At 37.8% G+C, this 19,908-nt stretch carries 19 protein-coding genes; 14 read left to right on the forward strand and 5 right to left on the reverse strand.

Annotated features, from left to right (window positions below; genetic code table 11):
• Positions 1 to 17: 17 nt before the first annotated feature.
• Positions 18 to 1,193 carry an alanyl-tRNA editing protein gene (locus ACN6NE_RS22710; protein WP_474327385.1) on the reverse strand — a complete coding sequence of 392 codons (1,176 nt, stop codon included), beginning with the start codon at positions 1,191 to 1,193 and terminating at the stop codon, positions 18 to 20.
• A 111-nt stretch (positions 1,194 to 1,304) separates the two neighbouring features.
• Here ACN6NE_RS22710 and ACN6NE_RS22715 point away from each other — a divergent pair, with 111 nt between their 5' ends.
• The 3 genes from ACN6NE_RS22715 to ACN6NE_RS22725 all read left to right on the forward strand — a co-directional run bounded on the left by ACN6NE_RS22715 (position 1,305) and on the right by ACN6NE_RS22725 (position 5,318).
• Positions 1,305 to 3,452, forward strand: a complete 2,148-nt coding sequence (locus ACN6NE_RS22715; RefSeq protein WP_129709039.1) for a YhgE/Pip domain-containing protein — start codon at positions 1,305 to 1,307, stop codon at positions 3,450 to 3,452.
• A 64-nt stretch (positions 3,453 to 3,516) separates the two neighbouring features.
• The gene (locus ACN6NE_RS22720; protein WP_129709042.1) at positions 3,517 to 3,894 is read left to right on the forward strand and encodes a PH domain-containing protein; all 378 of its coding nucleotides are present in this window, start codon (positions 3,517 to 3,519) and stop codon (positions 3,892 to 3,894) included.
• Between the two features lie 224 nt (positions 3,895 to 4,118).
• Entirely contained in the window at positions 4,119 to 5,318 is a 1,200-nt protein-coding gene (locus tag ACN6NE_RS22725) for an MFS transporter (protein WP_474327387.1), read from the forward strand.
• Positions 5,319 to 5,387: 69 nt separating this feature from the next.
• Here ACN6NE_RS22725 and ACN6NE_RS22730 read toward each other — a convergent pair whose 3' ends face one another.
• Positions 5,388 to 6,260, reverse strand: a complete 873-nt coding sequence (locus tag ACN6NE_RS22730) for a selenium metabolism-associated LysR family transcriptional regulator (protein ID WP_129709048.1) — start codon at positions 6,258 to 6,260, stop codon at positions 5,388 to 5,390.
• A gap of 341 nt (positions 6,261 to 6,601) precedes the next feature.
• Here ACN6NE_RS22730 and ACN6NE_RS22735 point away from each other — a divergent pair, with 341 nt between their 5' ends.
• From ACN6NE_RS22735 to ACN6NE_RS22750, 4 genes are read left to right on the forward strand one after another with little or no spacing between them, the layout of a single operon-like run.
• Positions 6,602 to 6,991: a GntR family transcriptional regulator gene (locus ACN6NE_RS22735; protein ID WP_013083081.1), complete on the forward strand. Its 390-nt coding sequence runs from the start codon at positions 6,602 to 6,604 to the stop codon at positions 6,989 to 6,991.
• Positions 6,984 to 7,883, forward strand: a complete 900-nt coding sequence (locus ACN6NE_RS22740; protein ID WP_129709051.1) for an ABC transporter ATP-binding protein — start codon at positions 6,984 to 6,986, stop codon at positions 7,881 to 7,883. Before ACN6NE_RS22735 ends, ACN6NE_RS22740 begins: the two co-directional genes overlap by 8 nt.
• Entirely contained in the window at positions 7,858 to 9,867 is a 2,010-nt protein-coding gene (locus ACN6NE_RS22745) for a DUF6449 domain-containing protein (protein ID WP_474327390.1), read from the forward strand. Before ACN6NE_RS22740 ends, ACN6NE_RS22745 begins: the two co-directional genes overlap by 26 nt.
• A 16-nt stretch (positions 9,868 to 9,883) precedes the next feature.
• On the forward strand, positions 9,884 to 10,363 hold the full coding sequence (locus ACN6NE_RS22750; protein WP_474327392.1) for an RNA polymerase sigma factor: 480 nt from the start codon (positions 9,884 to 9,886) through the stop codon (positions 10,361 to 10,363).
• 51 nt (positions 10,364 to 10,414) lie between these two features.
• Here the strand turns inward: ACN6NE_RS22750 and ACN6NE_RS22755 are convergent, their stop codons facing one another.
• On the reverse strand, positions 10,415 to 10,993 hold the full coding sequence (locus tag ACN6NE_RS22755; protein WP_474327394.1) for a DedA family protein: 579 nt from the start codon (positions 10,991 to 10,993) through the stop codon (positions 10,415 to 10,417).
• Positions 10,994 to 11,157: 164 nt separating this feature from the next.
• Here ACN6NE_RS22755 and ACN6NE_RS22760 point away from each other — a divergent pair, with 164 nt between their 5' ends.
• Together ACN6NE_RS22760 and ACN6NE_RS22765 are read left to right on the forward strand one after the other, a co-directional pair.
• Positions 11,158 to 12,366 (forward strand): DNA polymerase IV, encoded by a 1,209-nt coding sequence (locus tag ACN6NE_RS22760; RefSeq protein ID WP_129709064.1) that lies wholly within the window; start codon positions 11,158 to 11,160, stop codon positions 12,364 to 12,366.
• 156 nt (positions 12,367 to 12,522) lie between these two features.
• Positions 12,523 to 12,942, forward strand: a complete 420-nt coding sequence (locus tag ACN6NE_RS22765) for an organic hydroperoxide resistance protein (RefSeq protein ID WP_013056975.1) — start codon at positions 12,523 to 12,525, stop codon at positions 12,940 to 12,942.
• Positions 12,943 to 13,004: 62 nt separating this feature from the next.
• Here the strand turns inward: ACN6NE_RS22765 and ACN6NE_RS22770 are convergent, their stop codons facing one another.
• The gene (locus ACN6NE_RS22770) at positions 13,005 to 13,454 is read right to left on the reverse strand and encodes a MarR family winged helix-turn-helix transcriptional regulator (protein WP_013083086.1); all 450 of its coding nucleotides are present in this window, start codon (positions 13,452 to 13,454) and stop codon (positions 13,005 to 13,007) included.
• A gap of 144 nt (positions 13,455 to 13,598) precedes the next feature.
• Between ACN6NE_RS22770 and ACN6NE_RS22775 the strand changes: the two genes are divergently transcribed.
• The 4 genes from ACN6NE_RS22775 (at position 13,599) to ACN6NE_RS22790 (ending at position 16,008) form a co-directional block, all read left to right on the forward strand.
• Positions 13,599 to 13,808 (forward strand): cold-shock protein, encoded by a 210-nt coding sequence (locus ACN6NE_RS22775; protein WP_013056977.1) that lies wholly within the window; start codon positions 13,599 to 13,601, stop codon positions 13,806 to 13,808.
• 291 nt (positions 13,809 to 14,099) lie between these two features.
• A complete protein-coding gene (locus tag ACN6NE_RS22780) occupies positions 14,100 to 14,921 on the forward strand; it encodes an MBL fold metallo-hydrolase (RefSeq protein WP_474327397.1) in 822 nt (273 codons plus the stop codon).
• Between the two features lie 401 nt (positions 14,922 to 15,322).
• Entirely contained in the window at positions 15,323 to 15,529 is a 207-nt protein-coding gene (locus ACN6NE_RS22785) for a zinc ribbon domain-containing protein (RefSeq protein WP_013056980.1), read from the forward strand.
• Positions 15,530 to 15,531: 2 nt separating this feature from the next.
• Positions 15,532 to 16,008, forward strand: coding sequence for a GNAT family N-acetyltransferase (locus tag ACN6NE_RS22790; RefSeq protein WP_129709073.1), 477 nt, complete (start codon positions 15,532 to 15,534; stop codon positions 16,006 to 16,008).
• A 20-nt stretch (positions 16,009 to 16,028) separates the two neighbouring features.
• On the opposite strand, the gene ACN6NE_RS22795 is transcribed toward ACN6NE_RS22790, so the two are convergent.
• Entirely contained in the window at positions 16,029 to 17,057 is a 1,029-nt protein-coding gene (locus ACN6NE_RS22795) for a 3D domain-containing protein (RefSeq protein WP_474327399.1), read from the reverse strand.
• Positions 17,058 to 17,358: 301 nt separating this feature from the next.
• On the opposite strand from ACN6NE_RS22795, the gene ACN6NE_RS22800 reads away from it, so the two are divergent.
• Positions 17,359 to 19,893, forward strand: a complete 2,535-nt coding sequence (locus ACN6NE_RS22800; protein ID WP_129709079.1) for an AAA domain-containing protein — start codon at positions 17,359 to 17,361, stop codon at positions 19,891 to 19,893.
• Positions 19,894 to 19,908: the final 15 nt, after the last annotated feature.

Below are 19,908 nucleotides of genomic sequence, written 5' to 3' on the forward strand. Positions count from 1 at the left end.
TAAAGACAGGCTTTTTGTTATGCTCCGTTTACTTTTTCTTTTACTGCGCTAATAAATGCGTTCATATTTTCAGAAGATGAAAAGCTGGCTTGAGCTTGTTTTGGTCCGCCGCCGCCTTTTCCATCGTAAAGCGGAAGCAGCTCTTTATAAAGCTCTCCGCATTTTACTTCACTGCCGCTGTGAGCCAGTAAGACTTTTTGATCACTTGAAAAAGCAAAAAGAACCGTCGTATCAGGTGTTTGAAGAAGCTGCTTTATCAAAGCTTGCACATCTTTTAGTGTGCGGTTTTCAAAGTGATGGTACAGAAATGAACCTTCTTTTTTGGCTTCTAATTCACTTGCTAAATAAGCTGCATTTTCATTTTTTAATTCTTCTAGTTGTTTTTGCAGCTCTTTTTGTTCAGTTTCTACTTTTTTAATGCGTTCTACAACTAATTCACGGCTTGTACTGAATTTATTGCTAAGTTCTGCTACGATTTCTTGATACTGCTGATAATCAGCTAATGCACGCATACCGCATTTAAAAAAGAGGCGTGTATTGCCGCGCTGCTTTTCCGTTTTCGTAAGTTTAATAAGGCCAAGCTCTCCAATTTGGTTCACATGAGTACCGCAGCAGGCAGAAACATCAATGCCTTCAATTTCCACGATGCGTACCACTTCGTCTTCTAGCTCGGGCACTTTGCGAAGCGCAAGAGTATGTAAATCTTCTTTTTTCACTTCGTACGTTTTAATGTGACGGTTGCTGTAAATAGCATTGTTTACAAATTTTTCAATATGTAATAGCTGCTCATGAGATAATTGAGGTACATTCAGATCAATAGAGACAGTGTCACTTCCTAAATGAAAGCTGACGGTGTGAATATCATATGTATCGATTAACAGAGCTGAAAGCAAGTGCTGTCCGCTGTGCTGCTGCATGTGATCAAAGCGGCGATTCCAGTCAATTTCACACGTGACGTTCGCTTGTCCAGGGAGTGTATCAACGATATGATATACTTCTCCATTTTCTTCGTACACATCTTTTACATCGATGCCTGCAATATTACCGTAGTCAGAAGGCTGTCCGCCTCCTTCTGGATAAAAAGCGGTATGTTTTAATGTTAATACGTAGCCATTTGAAAGAGAGCGCGTCTCTATCACTTCAGTTTCCCATGTTTTTATGTAGGGATTGCTATAATAAAGTCTTTCTGTCATATTCATCATCCTTTCTAGTAAAACCATATCTAACTTTTTCTATAGTATCAGAAATATGTTTCTTCGAACATGGATAAGCTAACTTGTAACAATAAAACTGGGTGGGGACATATGAAAAATACTGTTTATATTTATACGCGGGATTTAAAAAGAATTTTCACCAATTGGGCGATGATTATCATTGTGCTGACGCTTATGATTCTGCCGTCTTTTTACGCATGGTTTAATATAAAAGCATCTTGGGACCCATACGGGCGGACTGAAGGTATTTCCATTGCAGTAACGAGCGAAGACGAAGGTTCTACGATAAGAGGGCAGCACGTGAACGTGGGAAAAGATATTATTGCAACGTTAAAAAAAAATAAAACGCTTGGATGGACGTTTGTCTCAAAAGAAAAAGCTGATCACGGAGTAAAGCACGGAGACTATTATGCAAATATTGTTATTCCAAAAGATTTTTCACAAAAGCTTGGTACCGTTCTTCAAGATCGTTTGGAAAAACCGGTCATTATTTACAAAGTGAACGAAAAAATAAACGCAGTGGCGCCTAAAATTACTAGTAAAGGAGCCAGCAGCTTAACACAACAGATCAGTGAAAAATTCGTCAAAACAGCGAATGGAGCTATTTTTTCAGTGTTTAACGAACTAGGTATTACACTGCAGCGGGATTTGCCAACCATTCAACAAGTTGAACAACGGATTTTTGAACTTGAAAATCGTCTTCCTGAAATCAAAAAAGTAATTAACGAAGCGAATGACACCACTCAAAAAGCTGGAGCCATTGTATCAAAAGCCCAGGCTGCTCTTCCTGAAGTAGAGAGACTAACAGCTGACGGCACACAAATGACTCAGCAGCTAAACACTTTTTTAACTAAAAGCGATGAAGTTTTAAAAAACGCTGAGCCAACGATCAACGAAACGCTGCATCGTGTTCAGCAACGAGCTGTTGGAGTTCAAGAATTAAAGAATCAGCTGATGGAAAAAGATATAGCACCGGCTGAAGTCAGCGCAGCAGTAGAACAGCTAAAAGTGCAGTTAACAAAACAAATTGCTGACACAGGAGAGATTCTTACGCTTCTTACAGATTTAAATGCGTTATCTCAACAAAAAGTTCTTTCACCTGTTATTAATGACGTAAAAGATGTAAATACGCTTTTACAGCAGCAGCTTTCGGATGTAAACAGTCTGCAGCAACAAACAAAGAATGGGGATGTTCCAAATCAAAGCGTACTTGATAAGTTTAGCTCTCGCACCGATCAAGCTGTTTCTAGATTAAATGCGTTAACGAATTCATATTCTTTTACGATTGTGCCTGCTGTTGAACAAGCAATCAAAGAAGCGAAAGATAAAACGGCAAGCGCAAACTCACTGCTTGATGAAGCTAACAAAAGCATACCGGATGTTTCTAACGTCTTGTCTAAAACAGCCAGTGGCATCTTGCTTGGGCAGCAGGAGCTTGAGAAAATAGCAAAAGACTTTCCGCGAATTGAACAAAACGTGCACAATATAGCGGATAAAATACGAGAATTTCAGCAAAAAGAAAATATTGAAGATATTATTAATTTGCTAAAGAATGATGTGCAAAAAGAAAGTGACTTTTTTGCTAAGCCGGTTCTTTTAAAAGAAGAAAGACTTTACCCGATTCCGAACTACGGCTCAGCTATGTCGCCGTTTTATACAACGCTTTGCTTATGGGTGGGAGCTTTGCTGTTAGTTTCGATTTTAAGCGTAGAAGTAGCGGATGAAGAGCGATTCAAAAGCTATGAAGTCTATCTCGGAAGACTTTTAACGTTTTTGTCTATTGCTCTCGTGCAAGCTTTTATTGTGACGCTAGGAGATTTATTTTTAATCAAAACGTATGTCGTAGAAAAAGTGCCTTTTATCTTTTTAGGCTTGCTGTGCAGCTTCGTATTTATGACAATTGTCTATACGCTTGTTGCGATATTTGGCAATGCAGGAAAAGCGATGGCGATTGTTTTACTTGTGCTTCAGCTTTCCGCTGCAGGCGGTACATTTCCGATTCAAGTCGTGCCTGCTTTTTTTCAAGCAATCAATCCGTTTTTACCATTTACGTATGCAATAAGCATGATCAGAGAAGTTGTAGGAGGCATGTTAGCGGATATTGTCAGAAAAGACGTTACGGTGCTTCTTTGCATTTGGCTTGGCGTGCTGCTCGTTGGCATTTTTCTTCATAAGCCTCTTAGTAAAACGAGTGCAAAATTAACAAAAAAAGCGCGTGAAAGTAAATTAATTCATTAAAAAAACATTTTGGGTTTCCAGACAGAACAAAATGCGGTAGTGTAGATATAAAGGAGTGATCAGCATGGGTATATTAGATGGACTATTAGGAAATGCATCAGAAGCAGATATAAGAGGAACTGAAAAAGACTTACAAAATATCTTAATTGCCAACGAGCGAGTGGAACAAGCGTATAAAGTCATTCGCGATTTAATGGTGTTTACGACGAAACGCTTAATTATCGTTGATAAGCAAGGAGTAACGGGAAAGAAAACAGATTATCATTCCATTCCTTATAAGACGATTACCCATTTTAGCGTAGAAACGGCTGGAACATTTGATTTAGATGCGGAATTAAATATTTGGGTATCGGGTTCTAGTGCACCGGTCTCAAAAGAATTTCGTAAAGATAAAAGCATTTACGACGTGCAAAAAGTATTAGCATCTTATGTACTGGATTAAAAAAGTTGAGCCATGAAAAACTGGCTCGACTTTTTTTATGTGTGTGTAAAACGAGAAAGCATAACAGTCTTGCATGCAGTCGTTTGAAAATACTCAGGTTGTTGTCCATTCCTATTTTCACTTTACTCATTACCGAAATGCATGAAAACGATTTACATAATGAATTATACAGAATAAAAAAACCGTGATATGCTTTTTTTAGAGAAAAAAGGAAGTGACCAACTGTGAGTTATACCGTAATTGGAACATCAGCTTTTCGCAAAACAAATGTTGCGCTTTTTGCAGCAGGCTTCAACACATTTTCGATTTTATATTGTACACAGGCCATTTTACCCGAATTTTCTAGAGAATTCGGGATATCTCCGGCGTTTGCCAGCTTGTCTCTTTCGTTAACAACCATTACGCTTGCGGTTAGTATGCTTTTTTTAGGTTCTTTATCAGAAGTGTGGGGACGAAAGAAACTGATGGGTCTATCGTTAATTTTTGCGTCATTGCTATGCATCATGACAGCATTTAGCTCTACCTTTGAAACGCTGTTAGTCTTTCGTGTTATTCAAGGAATTGTTTTAGCAGGGCTGCCTTCTGTGGCCATGGCTTACTTAGGAGAAGAAATTGAACCAGGAAGTTTAGGAAAAGCGATGGGGATTTATATAAGCGGAAACGCATTTGGAGGCGTAGCGGGAAGACTTATGACAGGGGTGCTCACGGAATATTTCAACTGGTCCGTAGCTCTTGATGTTGTAAGCGCAATCAGTTTGCTAGCCACCTTTGTTTTTTTTATGAACTTGCCTGATTCACAAAACTTTACTTCCCGGTCCTTTGAACTTCGTCAGCTTACCGGCTCTCTTCGCAGTCATCTTCAAGACAAAGGGATGCTTTGTCTTTTTGCTATTGGTTTTGCACTGCTTGGAAGTAACGTAGCTTTATACAATTATATTGGATACGCTTTAGCCGCTCCACCGTATTCTTGGAATCATACCCTTGTAAGTTTTATTTTTATTATTTTTTTTGTGGGAGTATTCAGCTCGGTTTGGATGGGGACGATGGCGGATCGATACGGCCGGAAAAAAGTGCTGTTATGTACGATTGCTGTTACGCTTATAGGTTCAATCGTTACGCTGCATCCGGTCTTATGGATAAAAATTACCGGGCTTTTGCTGCTGACTTTTGGCTTTTTCGGAAGTCATTCCATCGCAAGCAGCTGGGTGGGAAGAAGAGCAACTCATGACAAAGCTCAGGCTTCGTCTTTGTATTTGTTTTTTTACTATGCAGGATCAAGCGTTGGAGGGACGGTGGCTGGATTATGCTGGAGTGCGTACGGCTGGAAAGGTGTTATTGCTTTAATTGGTGTGTTTCTTACAACAGCCTTTCTCCTAGCTGTTCGTTTGTCAAAAATGCCGGCTCAGCAGACGCATGTTCACTAAAAAAGAATGTAAAGACATGTATGGCTATTGACTTAAAAAGACTTTCCACTCAGCGTGGAAAGTCTTTTTTTAGTTTAAAAGCTGAATAAAAAGCTCGGCTACTTTTTTATGAGCGCTGTTAGCAGGATAGATATAAGAGAAACGGCGCTTAAAAGGAGCGGTGTTAACGTTCAGAATCGATAGGTGCTTTTGTTCTACATCTTCTTTAATAGCGCAAAGCGACAGCACAGACATTCCTAAATCGTGAACGATGGCTTCTTTAATTCCTTGATTGCTGCTGATCGTTAGCATGCTTTTCATTTTTAAACCGTTGGACATTAGAACGTGATCTAAATATTCTCTTGTTCCAGAGCCTTTTTCACGTGCTACCCACCGCTGATTTTGTAAATCATCAATTTTTACTTTTTTAAGCTGAGCTAAAGGGTGATCCACTGACGCAACGATGGCAAGCTCATCGTCCATAAAGGACTGAATATGTAAGTCGGATTCTTCCGTGTGACCTTCAATAAGCCCTACGTCTACTTTGAAATGACGAACAAGCTGAGCGATTTCCTTTGTATTACCGATAGTCACTTCTACATCAATATCAGGATATTGTTCACGAAGCTTTGCTAAAAATGAAGGGAGAATATATTCGCCAATCGTGAAACTGGCGCCAATCGTTAGCATTCCTTTGACACGGTGATGATGTTCATAAATATCTCGTTTCGTATGCTCATATATCTGGATCATTTGTTTAGCACGATCGTATAAAATTTCGCCGCTGGGTGTGATTTTTAACATTTTAGGTGAACGCAGGAACAGGGAAGTTTGAAATTCTTTTTCAAGATTTTTGATGTGTACGCTTACGCTTGGCTGTGAAATCATTAACTTTTCCGCAGCTTTTGTAAAGCTTTGCTCTTCTACAACAGAAACAAACGTCTTTAACGCATCATAGTACATAGAGTATGGCTCCTTTTATATTAAAAAAATTAATTATAAACATTATAAAACATTACTATTGTAATAACTAGAGGCACTTGGTTAAAAAAGTAAAATAAGGTGCCGACTTAGAGGTTTATAACGAAAGCAGTACACGCTATTTTTGGAATTCAAACTAGTTATTTACATTTATTCTATAAAGCTACTAAGCACTTTTTTGTCATCTTTTTGTAACAAAAGTAAAAAAATTACTTGTTTTTTCCAAAAAACACACTATAATATTAACTGTAATACGATAAGTAGTACAGTTAATACACCTAGTACACACATCATGATTTTTGGTGAATGAAGGGAGGCAGACTATGTTTGATTTAGATATTCGTAGTCGCAAGCCGATATACGAGCAATTAGTAGATAAATTGAAAGAACTTATTATTCATGAAGTCTTTAAGGCCGATCAAAAGCTTCCATCTGTTCGGCTGCTGGCAAAAGAATTAACAATTAATCCAAATACAATTCAAAAAGCGTATCGTGAACTAGAACATCAGAATTATATTTATTCAGTTCCAGGCAAAGGAAGTTTTGTAACGCCTCAAGTTGATACACTAAATAACGAGAAGGTGAAAAAGATGAAAGAAGAATTAGTAAAGCTGTTGGCAGAAGCTATGTATTTAGGGATGGATAAAGATGAAATTCTATCACTTATTTCGCAGGCTGAAAAAGCAGTAAAAGGAGGAAGCGATAGTGATTGAACTGAAGGCGATAAAAAAAGAGTTTGAAGAAATGGAAGCTCTAAGAGACGTCACGCTTTCTATAAAAAAAGGATCTATTTACGGACTGCTTGGCTCCAACGGGGCAGGGAAAACAACGCTACTAAAAATCATTGCCGGTATTTACAAGCAAGATCAAGGGAAGATCGTAATCGACGGGGAGGAAGTCTTTGAAAACGTTGGTTTAAAAGAACGTCTTATTTTTATGCCAGATTCTCTTTATTTTTTCCCTCAAACAACGATTAAGCAATTGGCGTCTTTTTATAGAAGCGTCTATCCGACTTGGAATGAAGAACGGTTTCAAAAATTAAAAGAAGCTTTTCCCATTCAATTACATAAAAAAGTACATAGAATGTCCAAGGGAATGCAGCGTCAAGTAGGTTTTTGGTTAGCGCTGTCTGCTATGCCTGATGTACTTATCTTAGATGAGCCGCTCGACGGTTTAGATGCGGTAATGCGTCAAAAAATTAAAAACCTTCTTGTTCAAGACGTGGCAGAACGGGAAATGACGATTTTAATTTCGTCACATAACTTGCGAGAAGTGGAAGATCTTTGTGATCATGTAGGCATCTTGCATCATGGCCAATTATTAATTGAAAAAGAGCTGGATGATTTAAAATCAGACGTGCACAAAATTCAAGTCGCATTTGAAGGAGATGTGCCGCTAGCGCTTTATGATACGCTAGACATTTTATATCAAGAAAAACGAGGAAGCGTCTTGCTTTGTATTGTTCGAGGAAAAGAAAATCACTTAGTAAACAAAGTTCGATCGTATAAGCCTTTAATTTTTGACATCTTGCCACTTACGCTGGAAGAAATCTTTATTTATGAAATGGGGGATGTTGGTTATGCAATCGAAAACATCATCGTTTAATCGCGGCATGTGGATTCAATCCATGAGAAACGTGGGATGGATTGGGCTTGTATACTTGCTAGTACTGCTTTTCGCTTTACCTTTACAACTGATTTTCACTTTTACAGGAAAGGTAGAGCCTTATATAGAGAAACCAGATACATTATTTGAGGTATTTGATGGGCTGGAATTTGTGTTTATGTTTGTTGTACCAGTGTTACTCGGTATTTTCCTATTTAGATATATACAAACGAAGATTGCGGCTGACTATATTCATAGTTTACCAATCAAGCGTTCTACGCTGTTTCATCAAAATATGCTTCTGGGCGCGTTGGTTTTAGTTGTTCCTATTTTAATTACGGGAGTCGTTACTTTTGCCGTTAAAGGAGTTTTAACGGTTGAGAATGTTTATACAACAAGAGATGTTCTGAGCTGGGTCGGATACAGTATTCTGATTAACTTATTCGTGCTAACTGGAACTGTTTTAGCCGGAATGTTCACCGGAATGTCTGTCCTGCAAGGAATCTTTTTATATGTTCTATTTCTTCTCCCCGGCGGGATCTCTTATTTAGCTATATCCAATGTAAAGTTTTACTGGTACGGCTATGCGTATGACTATTACGTGAACAAAAATGTTGACAGCCTTGTTCCGTTTTCACTCGTAGCGCAAATGGTAGCTCATAAAAGCCTTTCTACTAGTGTATTTGTTTATATTGGACTCATTGTCTTATTTTACATCGTTGCTTTAATCACCTATCAAAAAAGGAGAGTAGAAGCTGCTACGCAAACTATTTCAGTTGGCTGGTTAAAACCGGTATTTGTATACGGAGTAACGGCTTGTTCACTGATGTTAGGCGGATTTTACTTTGGTAGTATGAAAGGTGAATTTTCATGGATAGTCGTGGGCTATATTATTGGTTCATTAATAGGCTATATAGTTGCTCAAATCATTTTAAATAAAACGTGGCGGATCTTTACGAAATGGAAAGGTTATCTAGGCTTTGTAATAGCCGCGGCTATTGTTGGCTTTATCATTCATTTAGATGTATTCGGCTATTCTACTAAAGTTCCGGAAGTTTCAGAGATTGAAAGTGTGTATTTCGATGAAGATATATATCGATTGACCGATAAACCTGAAAACTATGCAAATGGTATGAATGGCTATTATGAAGCGCCATATTACTACACAAGCAAAGAAACGATTAAGAGCGTTCGTCAGCTGCAAAAACAAATTACAGCATCTAAAGATAAGAAGATGGACCCTGATAAACAAAGTGAAATAGAGGACAGAAATGGGAAAATCGCTGTATTTGCTTATAAATTAAAAAATGGAAAGCAAATAGTTCGAGAATATGCTATCCCATTTTCAGACTATAAAGCTTTTTATAAAGAAATTGCGGAAACGAAAGAATACAAAGAAAATTTCCATCCGCTTTTACGAACAAAAAACACGGATAAAATTAAAAGCGTAAGTTTTTCTGTTGTAGGAAAGTCAAATTCCATTAATATTACAAATCCAGAAAAAGTGCAAGAGCTTATACACGTAGTCAAACAGTCGATGATGAACGAAACATTTGATGAAATGTACAGCACGAAAGAAAGCTGGGCATCAATTGAGTTTATGGATGGAAAAGGACAATACGTACAAACTGCATCTTGGGATAAGTCTTATAGCGAAGTAGAAGCATGGCTGAAGAAAGAGCATTTATATGAACGTGCTCGCCTTATGCCAAAGGACGTAGAAAAAACCGAGGTCTTTAAAAATTCTTCTCATCTTAAAAACGACTATCGTCTTCAAGAAGATTTTACATCTCTAACGAAGGGTGAGAAGTCAATTAAAGTAAAAAACAATCAGCAGGTAGAAACACTGCTTCAACGTGCTAATGTACGAGACACAGGAGATTATCTTGTTGCTTTTTATTACAAAGATCAAGTGGATACTCCTCAGGTTTACATGTTGAATGAAAATGAGCTGCCAAACGAACTAAAAGAAAAACTAAAATAACAAGGGAGAACTTATTATGTGCGGCGAGGAATTGCAAGATTATTTAAATCAGGTGCTGGCTTATTTATTGAAAAATGGCGTGAATAGACAAGACGCCGAAGATATTACGCAGGAAGTAGCATTAAAATATTTAGAAAAACAAGAAATGGTCGATCCTGAAAAAATAAAAGCTTGGATGTTTCGCGTGGCATTAAATAAACGGTGTGATTTAGGAAGGCGTAAAATAGTGAAAGACCGCTATACGTCTTCTTACATAGAAGAGTCCGTTATGTATACGCCTATTCAGCAGGTGCTTAGAAATGAAGAAGCGGCTGAATGTCAGTCGATTTTAAATAAATTAAATCCTAAGTATCGCAATTTGCTTCTATTAAAATATGGATTTGGATTTAAATATGAAGAAATTGCCGAGTTATTAAATATGCAGATGACTACGTTAAAATCAGCTCTTTACCGCGCGCGCAAATACTTTGTAAAGGGATATAATGAAGTCATTTAATATAAATAAATGAAACAGCAGCAGTTTGTGAAAAAGAACTTTTTACACAAACTACTGCTGTTTTTTTCGTATTTTTCTTCTCTGGACGGCATAGATAATCAAACTGATCGCACAAAAAGCTAAGGTGATCTCAATCACATCAGTATAAGAAGATGTCGTATTAAAAAAGGAACCGAAAATAAATAAAGCGAGCGTCCAAATAAAACCGAAAGAAAATGAGACTTTAATATAATGCCGATGCTTCATTCCGCTTGCTCCGAGAAAAAAAGGCATCACATGTCGCATGCCTGGTAAAAAGTAGCTTGCAATGATGGCATGAGATCCATATTCTTGAATCGTTCGCTCGACTTTCATCACATTTTTTTCCCATCGCGGGCGTTTTAATAGCGCAAGCGCCTGAGTTGAAAAAAGACTGGCTATCAAAAACTTAAGGTATAAGCTAATCATCATGCCGCTGTAGGTAAGTATAAAAGCTGGAATATACTGAACGGATGGAGATGTAGCCTGACTGCCCGCAAGCATAATGTATACTGGGTCAGGAATAGGAGTAAGGTTGGCTCCGACTAAAATGATAAAAAAGAAATATCCGTAGCCTAATTGGTTAATGGCTTCGATAAGCTGATCAATCACGTTTTCTTCCTCCTTTCTTCATTAGAGTACGAGAGAGTGACACACAGTGTTCGCTCAAAATAAAAATAAAGTATAGGTACGCACAACTTAGAAAAAAAGAGTTATAATAAATAAGAATATACGTTCTTCTTTCGGGGATTAATTATACAGAAAGAGGTGATAGTATGAAAATGATGTACCCTAAAAACGGCAAAGTTATTCTTCATATTGATGCCAATGCTTTTTATGCATCTGTTGAAACTGCACATGATCATACGCTCAAAGATAAGCCTCTTGCTATTGCTGGCAATCCAAAGGAACGAAGAGGAATTGTTGTAACCTGTAACTATATTGCTCGTAAACGCGGAGTATATGCACCAATGCCTCTTTGGGAAGCGAAAAGAAAATGCCCTGAGCTGGTTGTTATAAAACCTAATTTTCCATTATATCGCCAAGTGTCCAAAAACATGTTTGATTATTTAGTAACCATTTCATCTCTTTTAGAGCCCGCTTCAATTGATGAAGGCTATTTGGATATTACAAACTGTGCTGAATTAGGCTCTCCTCTTGACATAGCAAAATCAATTCAGCAGCATTTAATACAGACGCTGCAAATTCCTGTGTCAATTGGAATCGCGCCGAATAAATTTTTAGCCAAAACGGCAAGTGATATGCAAAAACCTTTAGGGATTACCGTCCTTCGAAAAAGAGATGTCCAAACGGTTCTTTGGCCAAAAGCTGTAGAGGAAATGCACGGAATCGGTAAAAAAACAGCTGAGAAGCTAAATGCGATTAAGATTGTGACCATCGGTGATCTAGCAAAAGCCGCTCCCGGTCTTCTTAAACAAACTCTCGGAGTAAAAGGAGAAGTTATGAAAGAACGAGCATGGGGCCAAGATGATCGACAGGTGAACCCTGATCGCCAATCACAGTTTAAATCTATTGGAAACTCTACGACGCTATCTCAAAATGCAGTAGATGAACATGAAGTTCTCCCTATTTTAAATAAACTATCGCATTCTGTAAGCTCTCGTATGAAAGCGAAAAAAGTTGTAAGCAAAACGATTCAATTAACGATACGATACAGTGATTTTAAAACCATTACTCGAAGCCAAACTATTTCAAAAGCAATTAGCGAGCCAAACGATCTTTTTCATTACAGTGCGGTATTATTTCAAAGGCATTGGAACGGAGAACCGATTCGTTTATTAGGCGTAGCTGCTCTTCAAGTGAGCCATCATCTTCAGGAAGAAGAACAGTTAGATTTGTTTACATATGGAGAGCAAGCAAAAAAAGAGCCTTTATACAAAGCGGTCGAAAGTTTGCGTGAAAAATATGGAGATAACATTATTCAAAGCGGTTTAAAAAAACAAAGAGGAAAAAAAGAGAGGTAACTCTCTTCTTTTGTATAAAATAATAGGTTTACACTCATTATAGAAGGGGAAGTACATTACTATCACGGTAATCAAAGTGATTACAAAATGAATTTGATTGCGACTTTTTTGATTGTCTGCAATGAAATTACATAAAATAATCTATGAGGTGATCTTATGTCAGACGTACTATTTACATCTAAAGCAACAGCGGTAGGAGGCCGAGATGGTCGAGTTAAATCAGATGATGGTATTATTGATTTAACCCTTGTAAATCCTTCTCCAAATAACAAAGAAGAAGGAACAAATCCCGAGCAGCTGTTTGCAGCAGGATATTCTGCTTGTTTTGACGGTGCTTTAAATTTAATCGCTAAGAAACAAAAAAAAGACATTGATTCGTCTATTACTGCAGAGGTAAGTCTACTAAAAGACCACACTGATGATGGCTTTAAAATTGGAGTGGTGTTAAACGCTCATATTAAAGGCGTTTCACAAGAAGTAGCTGAGAAGCTAGTAGAAGATGCACATCAATTCTGCCCGTATTCTAAAGCAACGCGTGGAAATGTTAACGTAACGTTAAATACAACGGCTGAGTAAATAAAAAAACGCCTGGATTTTTCTTAAATCCAGGCGTTTTTTTATGTGCAATTTTATATGGTTTATTTTTGATTGTACGTATGCAGTGATTGCAATAACTCCTGCAGCGTTTCTTTCAGCTTTTCTAATTCTCCTTGTGACTTATTCGTCATACTAAAAACTTCTTCTGGAATATGACAAGCTTTATCACGTAATTTTTTTCCTTTTTCGGTTAAACTAATAAAAACAACGCGTTCATCTTCATGAGAACGCTGACGAATCACTAATTCTTGATCCTGCATTCTTTTTAGCATAGGAGTAAGGGTGCCTGAATCCAAATACAGAAGTTCGCCCATTTTTTTCACGCTGAGTGTTTCATGTTCCCATAAAACAAGAAGGGCTAAATACTGCGGATAGGTTACTCCTAATTTATCGAGCAGCGGCTTGTACACCTTTGTAATTTCTCGAGACGTGGCGTAAATTGAGAAACAAAGCTGATTTTCTAGCTGCAGCTGCTTATAAAGTTGTTCCATTCATGTTGCCTCCAGTCTATTGTTTTTTATTTAATTATACACAATTAAATAGTGGTGTCCAATAACGCCGGATGAAAAAGTAATCAAGCTGTAAATAAAAAATGGGAATTTTACATATACTAAGAAAAAAAGGGAGCTGTGCACATGTATTTTGCAAAAAAAGCCGTAGAAGAAGAAGTAGATCAAATGATGGATACGACTGTATATGCGTGTCAATCTGAATCATGTAATGGGTGGATGAGAGAAGATTTTGTTACGGTTGATTATAACTGTCCGATGTGCGGAACGGAAATGTCGCAGGAAGTACGCGAGCTGCCGAAAATTAAGTACGATCACCAATTTTATAATAAATAAAAAAAGAAGCAACTGCTTCTTTTTTTATTTTTCACTAAAGTTTCATTAAGTTGCGCTAGACTAAGAACCAACATACTATGAAGGTGAGGAATATCAGAATGAATCAAGGGAACTTTTTGAAGGGTTTATTTTGGGGAACCTTATTTAGTATTCCTGTTTGGATTTCATTGTTTGGCTGGTTCCGCATTTTATCACACCTTGCATAGTTTCGTTTTATAAACCGTCATACGCGCCCTTATCTCTCTATTTCCACTATAATAAAGATGGTAGAAAAAATAAGGAGCTGTTCTCATGATTCAATATAAAACGGAGCAAATGACGGTTTTTGAAAGCGCGCTATTTCAAACAACATCTGCAGTGATTGAAACAAAAGACTGTGTCATTGTTGTTGATCCAACATGGCTTCCTCACGAAATTAATGAAATTAAACAGCATGTTCAAGGGATCTTAAACCACCGCAAACTGTATGTGTTTTTTACTCACGGAGATTTTGATCACGTCATTGGGTATGGGGCTTTCTTAGAATTAAATGCCACCTTTATCGGCAGCAAATTTTTAGAACATCACCCGGACAAAGAAGAAAAAGTTCAAATGATTAAGCAGTTTAATCATGACTATTATATAAAAAGATCTCATGATATTATATTCCCAGAGTTAGATATTGTTGTAACCGAAAATGAACAGCATATTACTTTAGGTGAAACATCTATTACCTGTTATTTTGCAAAAGGTCATACAAATGATGGCCTATTTATGATTGTCGATGATTCGATATGGATTGCAGGGGATTATTTATCGGATTTTGAATATCCGTACATATATGAAAGTGTAAACGATTATCGCAACACGCTTGCTACTGCGCGACACATTTTAGCTAAGAACCAAAATCTAACGCTAGTTCCCGGACACGGGAAAACGACACATCACCGAGCTGAAATTCAAAGACGAGTGGAGATGGCCAGCTCTTATTTAGATGAACTTCAAGCGGCAGTGAAAGAAAACAGTAAAGAAGCGCTTGATAAGTTAAATGATAAACTGGCGTTTTCCTCTGATTTCACCGCACAATGTCATCAAAAAAACGTTGAAATTATGAAAAGAGAAATGCTGTCATAGAAATCGAGTGTACAGTTAGAACGTTGATATTAAAAGTAAGAAGAAATTGAGATATAACTAAGTCAATCCCATCTAAAGACGAATAAATTGGATACATGAGCTAGTAGCTTGTTACACTGCTGTTGATTTCCGTGCAAGGCTTCGCTTTCCGCGGGAGTCTTCGCCTTGTCCTCCAATCAACAGCTAGAAGCAGTTACATAAAACCTACGTTCACCATGACAACGTAAAAATCCAAATTATTAATCGAGAATTCCGATTAATAATTTGGATTTTTTTCATTTAAACTACTTTTGTACCAGCCTCTTTTCTTGGTTCCTTTATTTGTGAATTAAATGAAACTTTTTCCTTTTCTATCCGTTTATATAAATAAGAGATTATTTTATTTATAAAGGAGTATGACAATGGGGAAAAACGGTTGTGTAAAATGCGGACATACAGAAGCACAAACAAAAGAAATTGCTACAACGGGAACGGGACTGTCTAGATACTTAGATGTCCAGCACAATCACTTTACAGTGGTATATTGCACGAACTGCGGATATTCAGAGCTATATAATAAATCATCTTCAAGAGGCAGTAATATTATTGACTTATTTTTTGGAGGATAAAGATGAGTATCGACCTTATTGAAATCCACAAAGACAGGCGCGCTTGCTATTTGAACCTGCTATTAATAGGGGATGAAGACGAAAAAGTGGTGAAGTCGTATATAAATGAAGGTTCCTTATTTACCATTGTGTATGAAAAGAAGGAGATAGGAGTTGTGCAGTGCCTCATCGATGAAGAGGAATCGGCAGTAGAAGTAAAAAATATCGGTTTAAAAGAAGCATACAGAGGAAAAGGAATCGGCAGCAAAGTCATTAAAAAGTTAGAAGTGTTGTATGAGTGTAACCATTATTCTAAAATGATTGTAGGAACTGCGGACTCCAGTCTTGAAAACATAGCATTTTATAAAAAGGCAGGCTTTTATCAAAGTGGTGTCAAAAAGAATTTCTTTTTGCAGTACGTTCCACCGATTTATGAGAATGGCTTGCAAGCTATCGATATGATTATGTTTGAAAAAAAATTAAAAAGCAGAAGCGACTAACACGCTTCTGCTTTTAGTGATTAATCTAAAATTTGAAGTTTTACCGTTTTGCGTCCCCAATTTAAAGCTGAGCTTTGAGATGCCATAAATAAATCAACGCGAGTACCTTTAATAGCACCGCCAGTATCTCCAGCAATTGCTTCTCCGTAACCTTCTACGTATACGCGAGAACCTAATGGAATCACGCGAGGATCCACTGCAATTACTTTTCGATTAGGATTTGACCTTAGGTCGATGCCTGTAGCAGTGATTCCGCTGCAGCCTGCACAGTAAGCAGTATAAGCTGTTGCTTCAACCGTAATCTCTTTCGAAACCGACTTGCTTTCTTGCGCTGGAGCAGGTGCCGGCGTTGAAGTCGACGGTGCTGAAGGAGCAGCAGGTGATGGTGTTGATGATGATGGTTTAGCCTGAGCTGCAGCTTGTCCGCCTACTTGTAGCACTTGATTAATGTAAATCGTATTAGACGATAAGTTATTCCACTGTTTTAATTGAGAAATTGAAATGCCGTGTCGCTGTGCTACGCTCCACATTGTATCTCCAGGCTGAACTTTGTAACTTTTACTGTTTCTAGGAGCCGGGGATGCTTGCGTTTCGTTTGTTTTTTCTTGTACAGGTGCTGAAGGTGATGATGAAACAGTTCCTGTTCCGCTTATTTTTAATACTTGATTCACATAAATTAAATGACTAGATAAGTTATTCCACTCTTTTAGCTGCTGTACGGAAGTACCGTTATTTTTAGCGATACGATAAAGCGTGTCACCTGATTTTACTGTATATGTATGATTTGAAGATGTCGTAGTTGGAGTTGAACTAGATGAAGAGTCAGTAGATGTAGATCCAATTTGTAATGTTTGGTTTGCATAAATTAATGTCGAAGAAAGACCATTCCACTTTTTTAAGTCTTCAACTGTTACATTATGCTGCTGTGAGATGCTGAATAACGTTTCTCCAGCTTTTACTTTATGCGTGTCTGTGTCAGCTGATGCTGCGTCTGCAATTCCAATTGATACTAAAGCTGTAGCCCCTAATGTAAAAATGTGTTTTTTCATCTAATATTTCTCCTTTATTTCCAATAGTTGTCTCTTATTCTATCAGCAATATGTAACAAAATCATGACAAAATGGTGGGTTTTATATTACAAGTTTGTAACAATACGTCTAAAATTATAGAAAAAACGCGGTTTTTTTACGATTATGATGAAAAAAGTCTTAATTTGTCTGTAGAGATAGAATAGTAAAAAATGTGTTCTGCTTTTATAAAAATGAACAAGAAAGAAGCTATGCTATATTCAAATGACATGATAGAATAGACAAGTTAGAAATGAACGGATAAAAAGGGAGTTAGACATCTATGGAAAAACGCTCTATCTCTTCATATTTAAAAGCATGGGTGCGCGCACTTTCAATTGAGATTAATTATATGAAGAAACACGGCGGAGAAAAGTATACGGTAGGAAAAGGAGAGTACTTAGGGCAGCAGGAGGATGCGTATCTTTACCGGTTTGAACGCACAGCCGATTTATACCTTTTTGATGGAGCTCAGGTACGCCTTGTCCACCAGCATAAAGAAAGTAAAGGAGAAGTTATCGGAACAGAAGGGTTTGATTTGTACCTTAAAATAGATGCGTTTATTGGACAAGAAGTAGACGAACTCGATATATATAACGAACCATGGGAATTATTGCAGGCTCTCATTGATAGACTCACGGAAGCAAAAGATTACAAGCAAAAAATAGTGAGAATCAAACGTCTTATGAGAGGTGATAGTCCTGTTTGTCATAAGGAGTATACGTCTAAGAACGCTCTTCATGAAGTGTTGCTGCGAGCGCGTTATAACCGTACTACGTATATTTGGGGGCCTCCTGGAACAGGAAAAACATATACGCTGTCCAAAATCGCGGCAAGCTATTACCGGAAATCAAAGCGGATCCTTTTATTATCTCACAGTAATGCAGCGGTGGACGGTTTGCTGCAAGAAACTGCACGTCAGTTAAAAAAGAAAGAAGCTTGGAAAAAAGGAAAACTCATTCGATACGGAGCAACAAAAAGCAGCGGCTTAGAAAATATAAAAGTAGAAGAAGTCATTGGAGAAGATGATCCGGATTTAGCTCAGGAGATGCGTGATTTACAAGAAGAACGAGTTTACTTAAGCAGGTATCCCAATAGAGCTCACCAGCTTCAGCAAGTTAACAAAAAGCTAAACGCCCTTCGTAACAAGTGGATTGAAGCGGAGAAAAATGTTTTTGATCAAGCGTATATTGTAGGCACTACTTTATCAAAAGCGGCTATTGACCGATTACTTTATCAAAGTGAATTTGATATGGTTGTGGTAGATGAAATTAGCATGGCATATGCACCGCAAATTGCTTTTGCAGCTACGTTAGGAAAACGAATTGTCGTATGCGGCGATTTTAAACAGCTTCCCCCGGTATCTCAATCTTCTCATGCTGAAGTGAAGAAGTGGCTGCAGCGAGATTTATTTGAGCAGACGGGTCTTGTAGAGCAAGTAGAAAGCGGTGAGATACACCCGCATCTTTTTATGTTGACGAAACAAAGAAGAATGCATAAAGATATCTCAGCTTTTACAAATCGCTATATTTACAGCAATCGAGTAGCAGATCATCCATCTGTCACAACAAGTCGAGAAGTGGTAGCAGGCAGCCGGCCGTTTGCTCATGAAGCAGCGTTTATGCTTAACATTGGTCATTTGCATTCTTCCGCTATGCGAGATGTCGCTTCCGGCTCACGTTACAATGTGACAACGGCTGTTTTGGCGGTAAGTTTGATGCTGCGGGCACGCAAAGCTTCTTCGGCTACTCTTGGCTATGTAACTCCTTATAAGTCTCAAGCTAAATTGATCAACGCATTTCTTCAAGATATTGAACCAGCTAGCGATATAATTGCAGCAACCGTACACAAATTTCAAGGCGCGGAACGAGATATCATGATTTTTGATACGGTCGATACAAAGCCGCAGTCAAAACCAGGGTTACTTTTAACAAATGAAAATAGCGATCGATTGGTAAATGTGGCGGTGACGCGTTCAAAAGGAAAATTTATTATGCTTTCAGACGAGTCGTTTGCCCAGCAGCGTGTACCGAAGGAACGAGCGTTATGGAAGTTGGTCAACCACTTTAACGAAAATCAAAAAGTATACCAGCCTCAGCAATTTTTAAAAGAAGTCATTCAGCATCCTAAATTGATTTGGTACCATCCATCGAACAGCAACCAGTTAAAAAAAGACTTATATCAAGCTCGTCAGCAGATTTTATTGTGTATTCCTTATGCTTCCCTTGTTCCTCAAGAAATACAGGATGTGTTAAATTCGTTTAAAGGTGAAGTGACCGTTCTTACTCGTGAACCAACAGAAGTTCGAATTGACGGTGCTCATGTCATTTCATCTGCTGTTCCGATGTCACTGCTTATCATCGATGAATCCACTATATGGATTAATATGCCTTATGGCGGAAAGAATGAAGCATTTATGGCAGCTAGAATTGAATCAAAGCTAGGCGCTAAACAGCTTATTCGGTTAATTGACTTTACCGAAGATAAAACAAGAAATCAAGAAACGAAAATGTATATAGAAACAAATAAACCACAATATTCTTTGAGCAATTACCTTCGCAGCTGGGATCGCTGTGAATCTTGTCAGCATATGCGAGAAGTAGAGATAACAAAAAAAGGAAAAGTAAGGTTTATTTGCTATTATTGCGGGAAAACAAGTGGGGCAACACGTTTATTAGTGGAAAAATATTTAAACTACGTACATGCTGTATGTAAAGCATGCAAGCAGCCGATGAACGTAGAGTATGATGAAAATAAAGGCGTCTACGCATGTTGTCCATCTTGCAAAAAGGAAGTTTTGCCTAGAGATTTATTGTAACTTTAGGAAAAGGGC

The organism is Priestia sp. 53B2 (genome assembly GCF_056099005.1).

Excerpts from the sequence above, each read along its gene's own strand:
- ACN6NE_RS22710 (WP_474327385.1), bottom strand. The coding sequence starts at position 1,193 with ATGACAGAAAGACTTTATTATAGCAATCCCTACATAAAAACATGGGAA.
- ACN6NE_RS22715 (WP_129709039.1), top strand. The coding sequence starts at position 1,305 with ATGAAAAATACTGTTTATATTTATACGCGGGATTTAAAAAGAATTTTC.
- ACN6NE_RS22720 (WP_129709042.1), top strand. The coding sequence starts at position 3,517 with ATGGGTATATTAGATGGACTATTAGGAAATGCATCAGAAGCAGATATA.
- ACN6NE_RS22730 (WP_129709048.1), bottom strand. The coding sequence starts at position 6,260 with ATGTACTATGATGCGTTAAAGACGTTTGTTTCTGTTGTAGAAGAGCAA.
- ACN6NE_RS22735 (WP_013083081.1), top strand. The coding sequence starts at position 6,602 with ATGTTTGATTTAGATATTCGTAGTCGCAAGCCGATATACGAGCAATTA.
- ACN6NE_RS22745 (WP_474327390.1), top strand. The coding sequence starts at position 7,858 with ATGCAATCGAAAACATCATCGTTTAATCGCGGCATGTGGATTCAATCC.
- ACN6NE_RS22750 (WP_474327392.1), top strand. The coding sequence starts at position 9,884 with ATGTGCGGCGAGGAATTGCAAGATTATTTAAATCAGGTGCTGGCTTAT.
- ACN6NE_RS22760 (WP_129709064.1), top strand. The coding sequence starts at position 11,158 with ATGAAAATGATGTACCCTAAAAACGGCAAAGTTATTCTTCATATTGAT.
- ACN6NE_RS22765 (WP_013056975.1), top strand. The coding sequence starts at position 12,523 with ATGTCAGACGTACTATTTACATCTAAAGCAACAGCGGTAGGAGGCCGA.
- ACN6NE_RS22770 (WP_013083086.1), bottom strand. The coding sequence starts at position 13,454 with ATGGAACAACTTTATAAGCAGCTGCAGCTAGAAAATCAGCTTTGTTTC.
- ACN6NE_RS22775 (WP_013056977.1), top strand. The coding sequence starts at position 13,599 with ATGTATTTTGCAAAAAAAGCCGTAGAAGAAGAAGTAGATCAAATGATG.
- ACN6NE_RS22780 (WP_474327397.1), top strand. The coding sequence starts at position 14,100 with ATGATTCAATATAAAACGGAGCAAATGACGGTTTTTGAAAGCGCGCTA.
- ACN6NE_RS22785 (WP_013056980.1), top strand. The coding sequence starts at position 15,323 with ATGGGGAAAAACGGTTGTGTAAAATGCGGACATACAGAAGCACAAACA.
- ACN6NE_RS22790 (WP_129709073.1), top strand. The coding sequence starts at position 15,532 with ATGAGTATCGACCTTATTGAAATCCACAAAGACAGGCGCGCTTGCTAT.
- ACN6NE_RS22795 (WP_474327399.1), bottom strand. The coding sequence starts at position 17,057 with ATGAAAAAACACATTTTTACATTAGGGGCTACAGCTTTAGTATCAATT.
- ACN6NE_RS22800 (WP_129709079.1), top strand. The coding sequence starts at position 17,359 with ATGGAAAAACGCTCTATCTCTTCATATTTAAAAGCATGGGTGCGCGCA.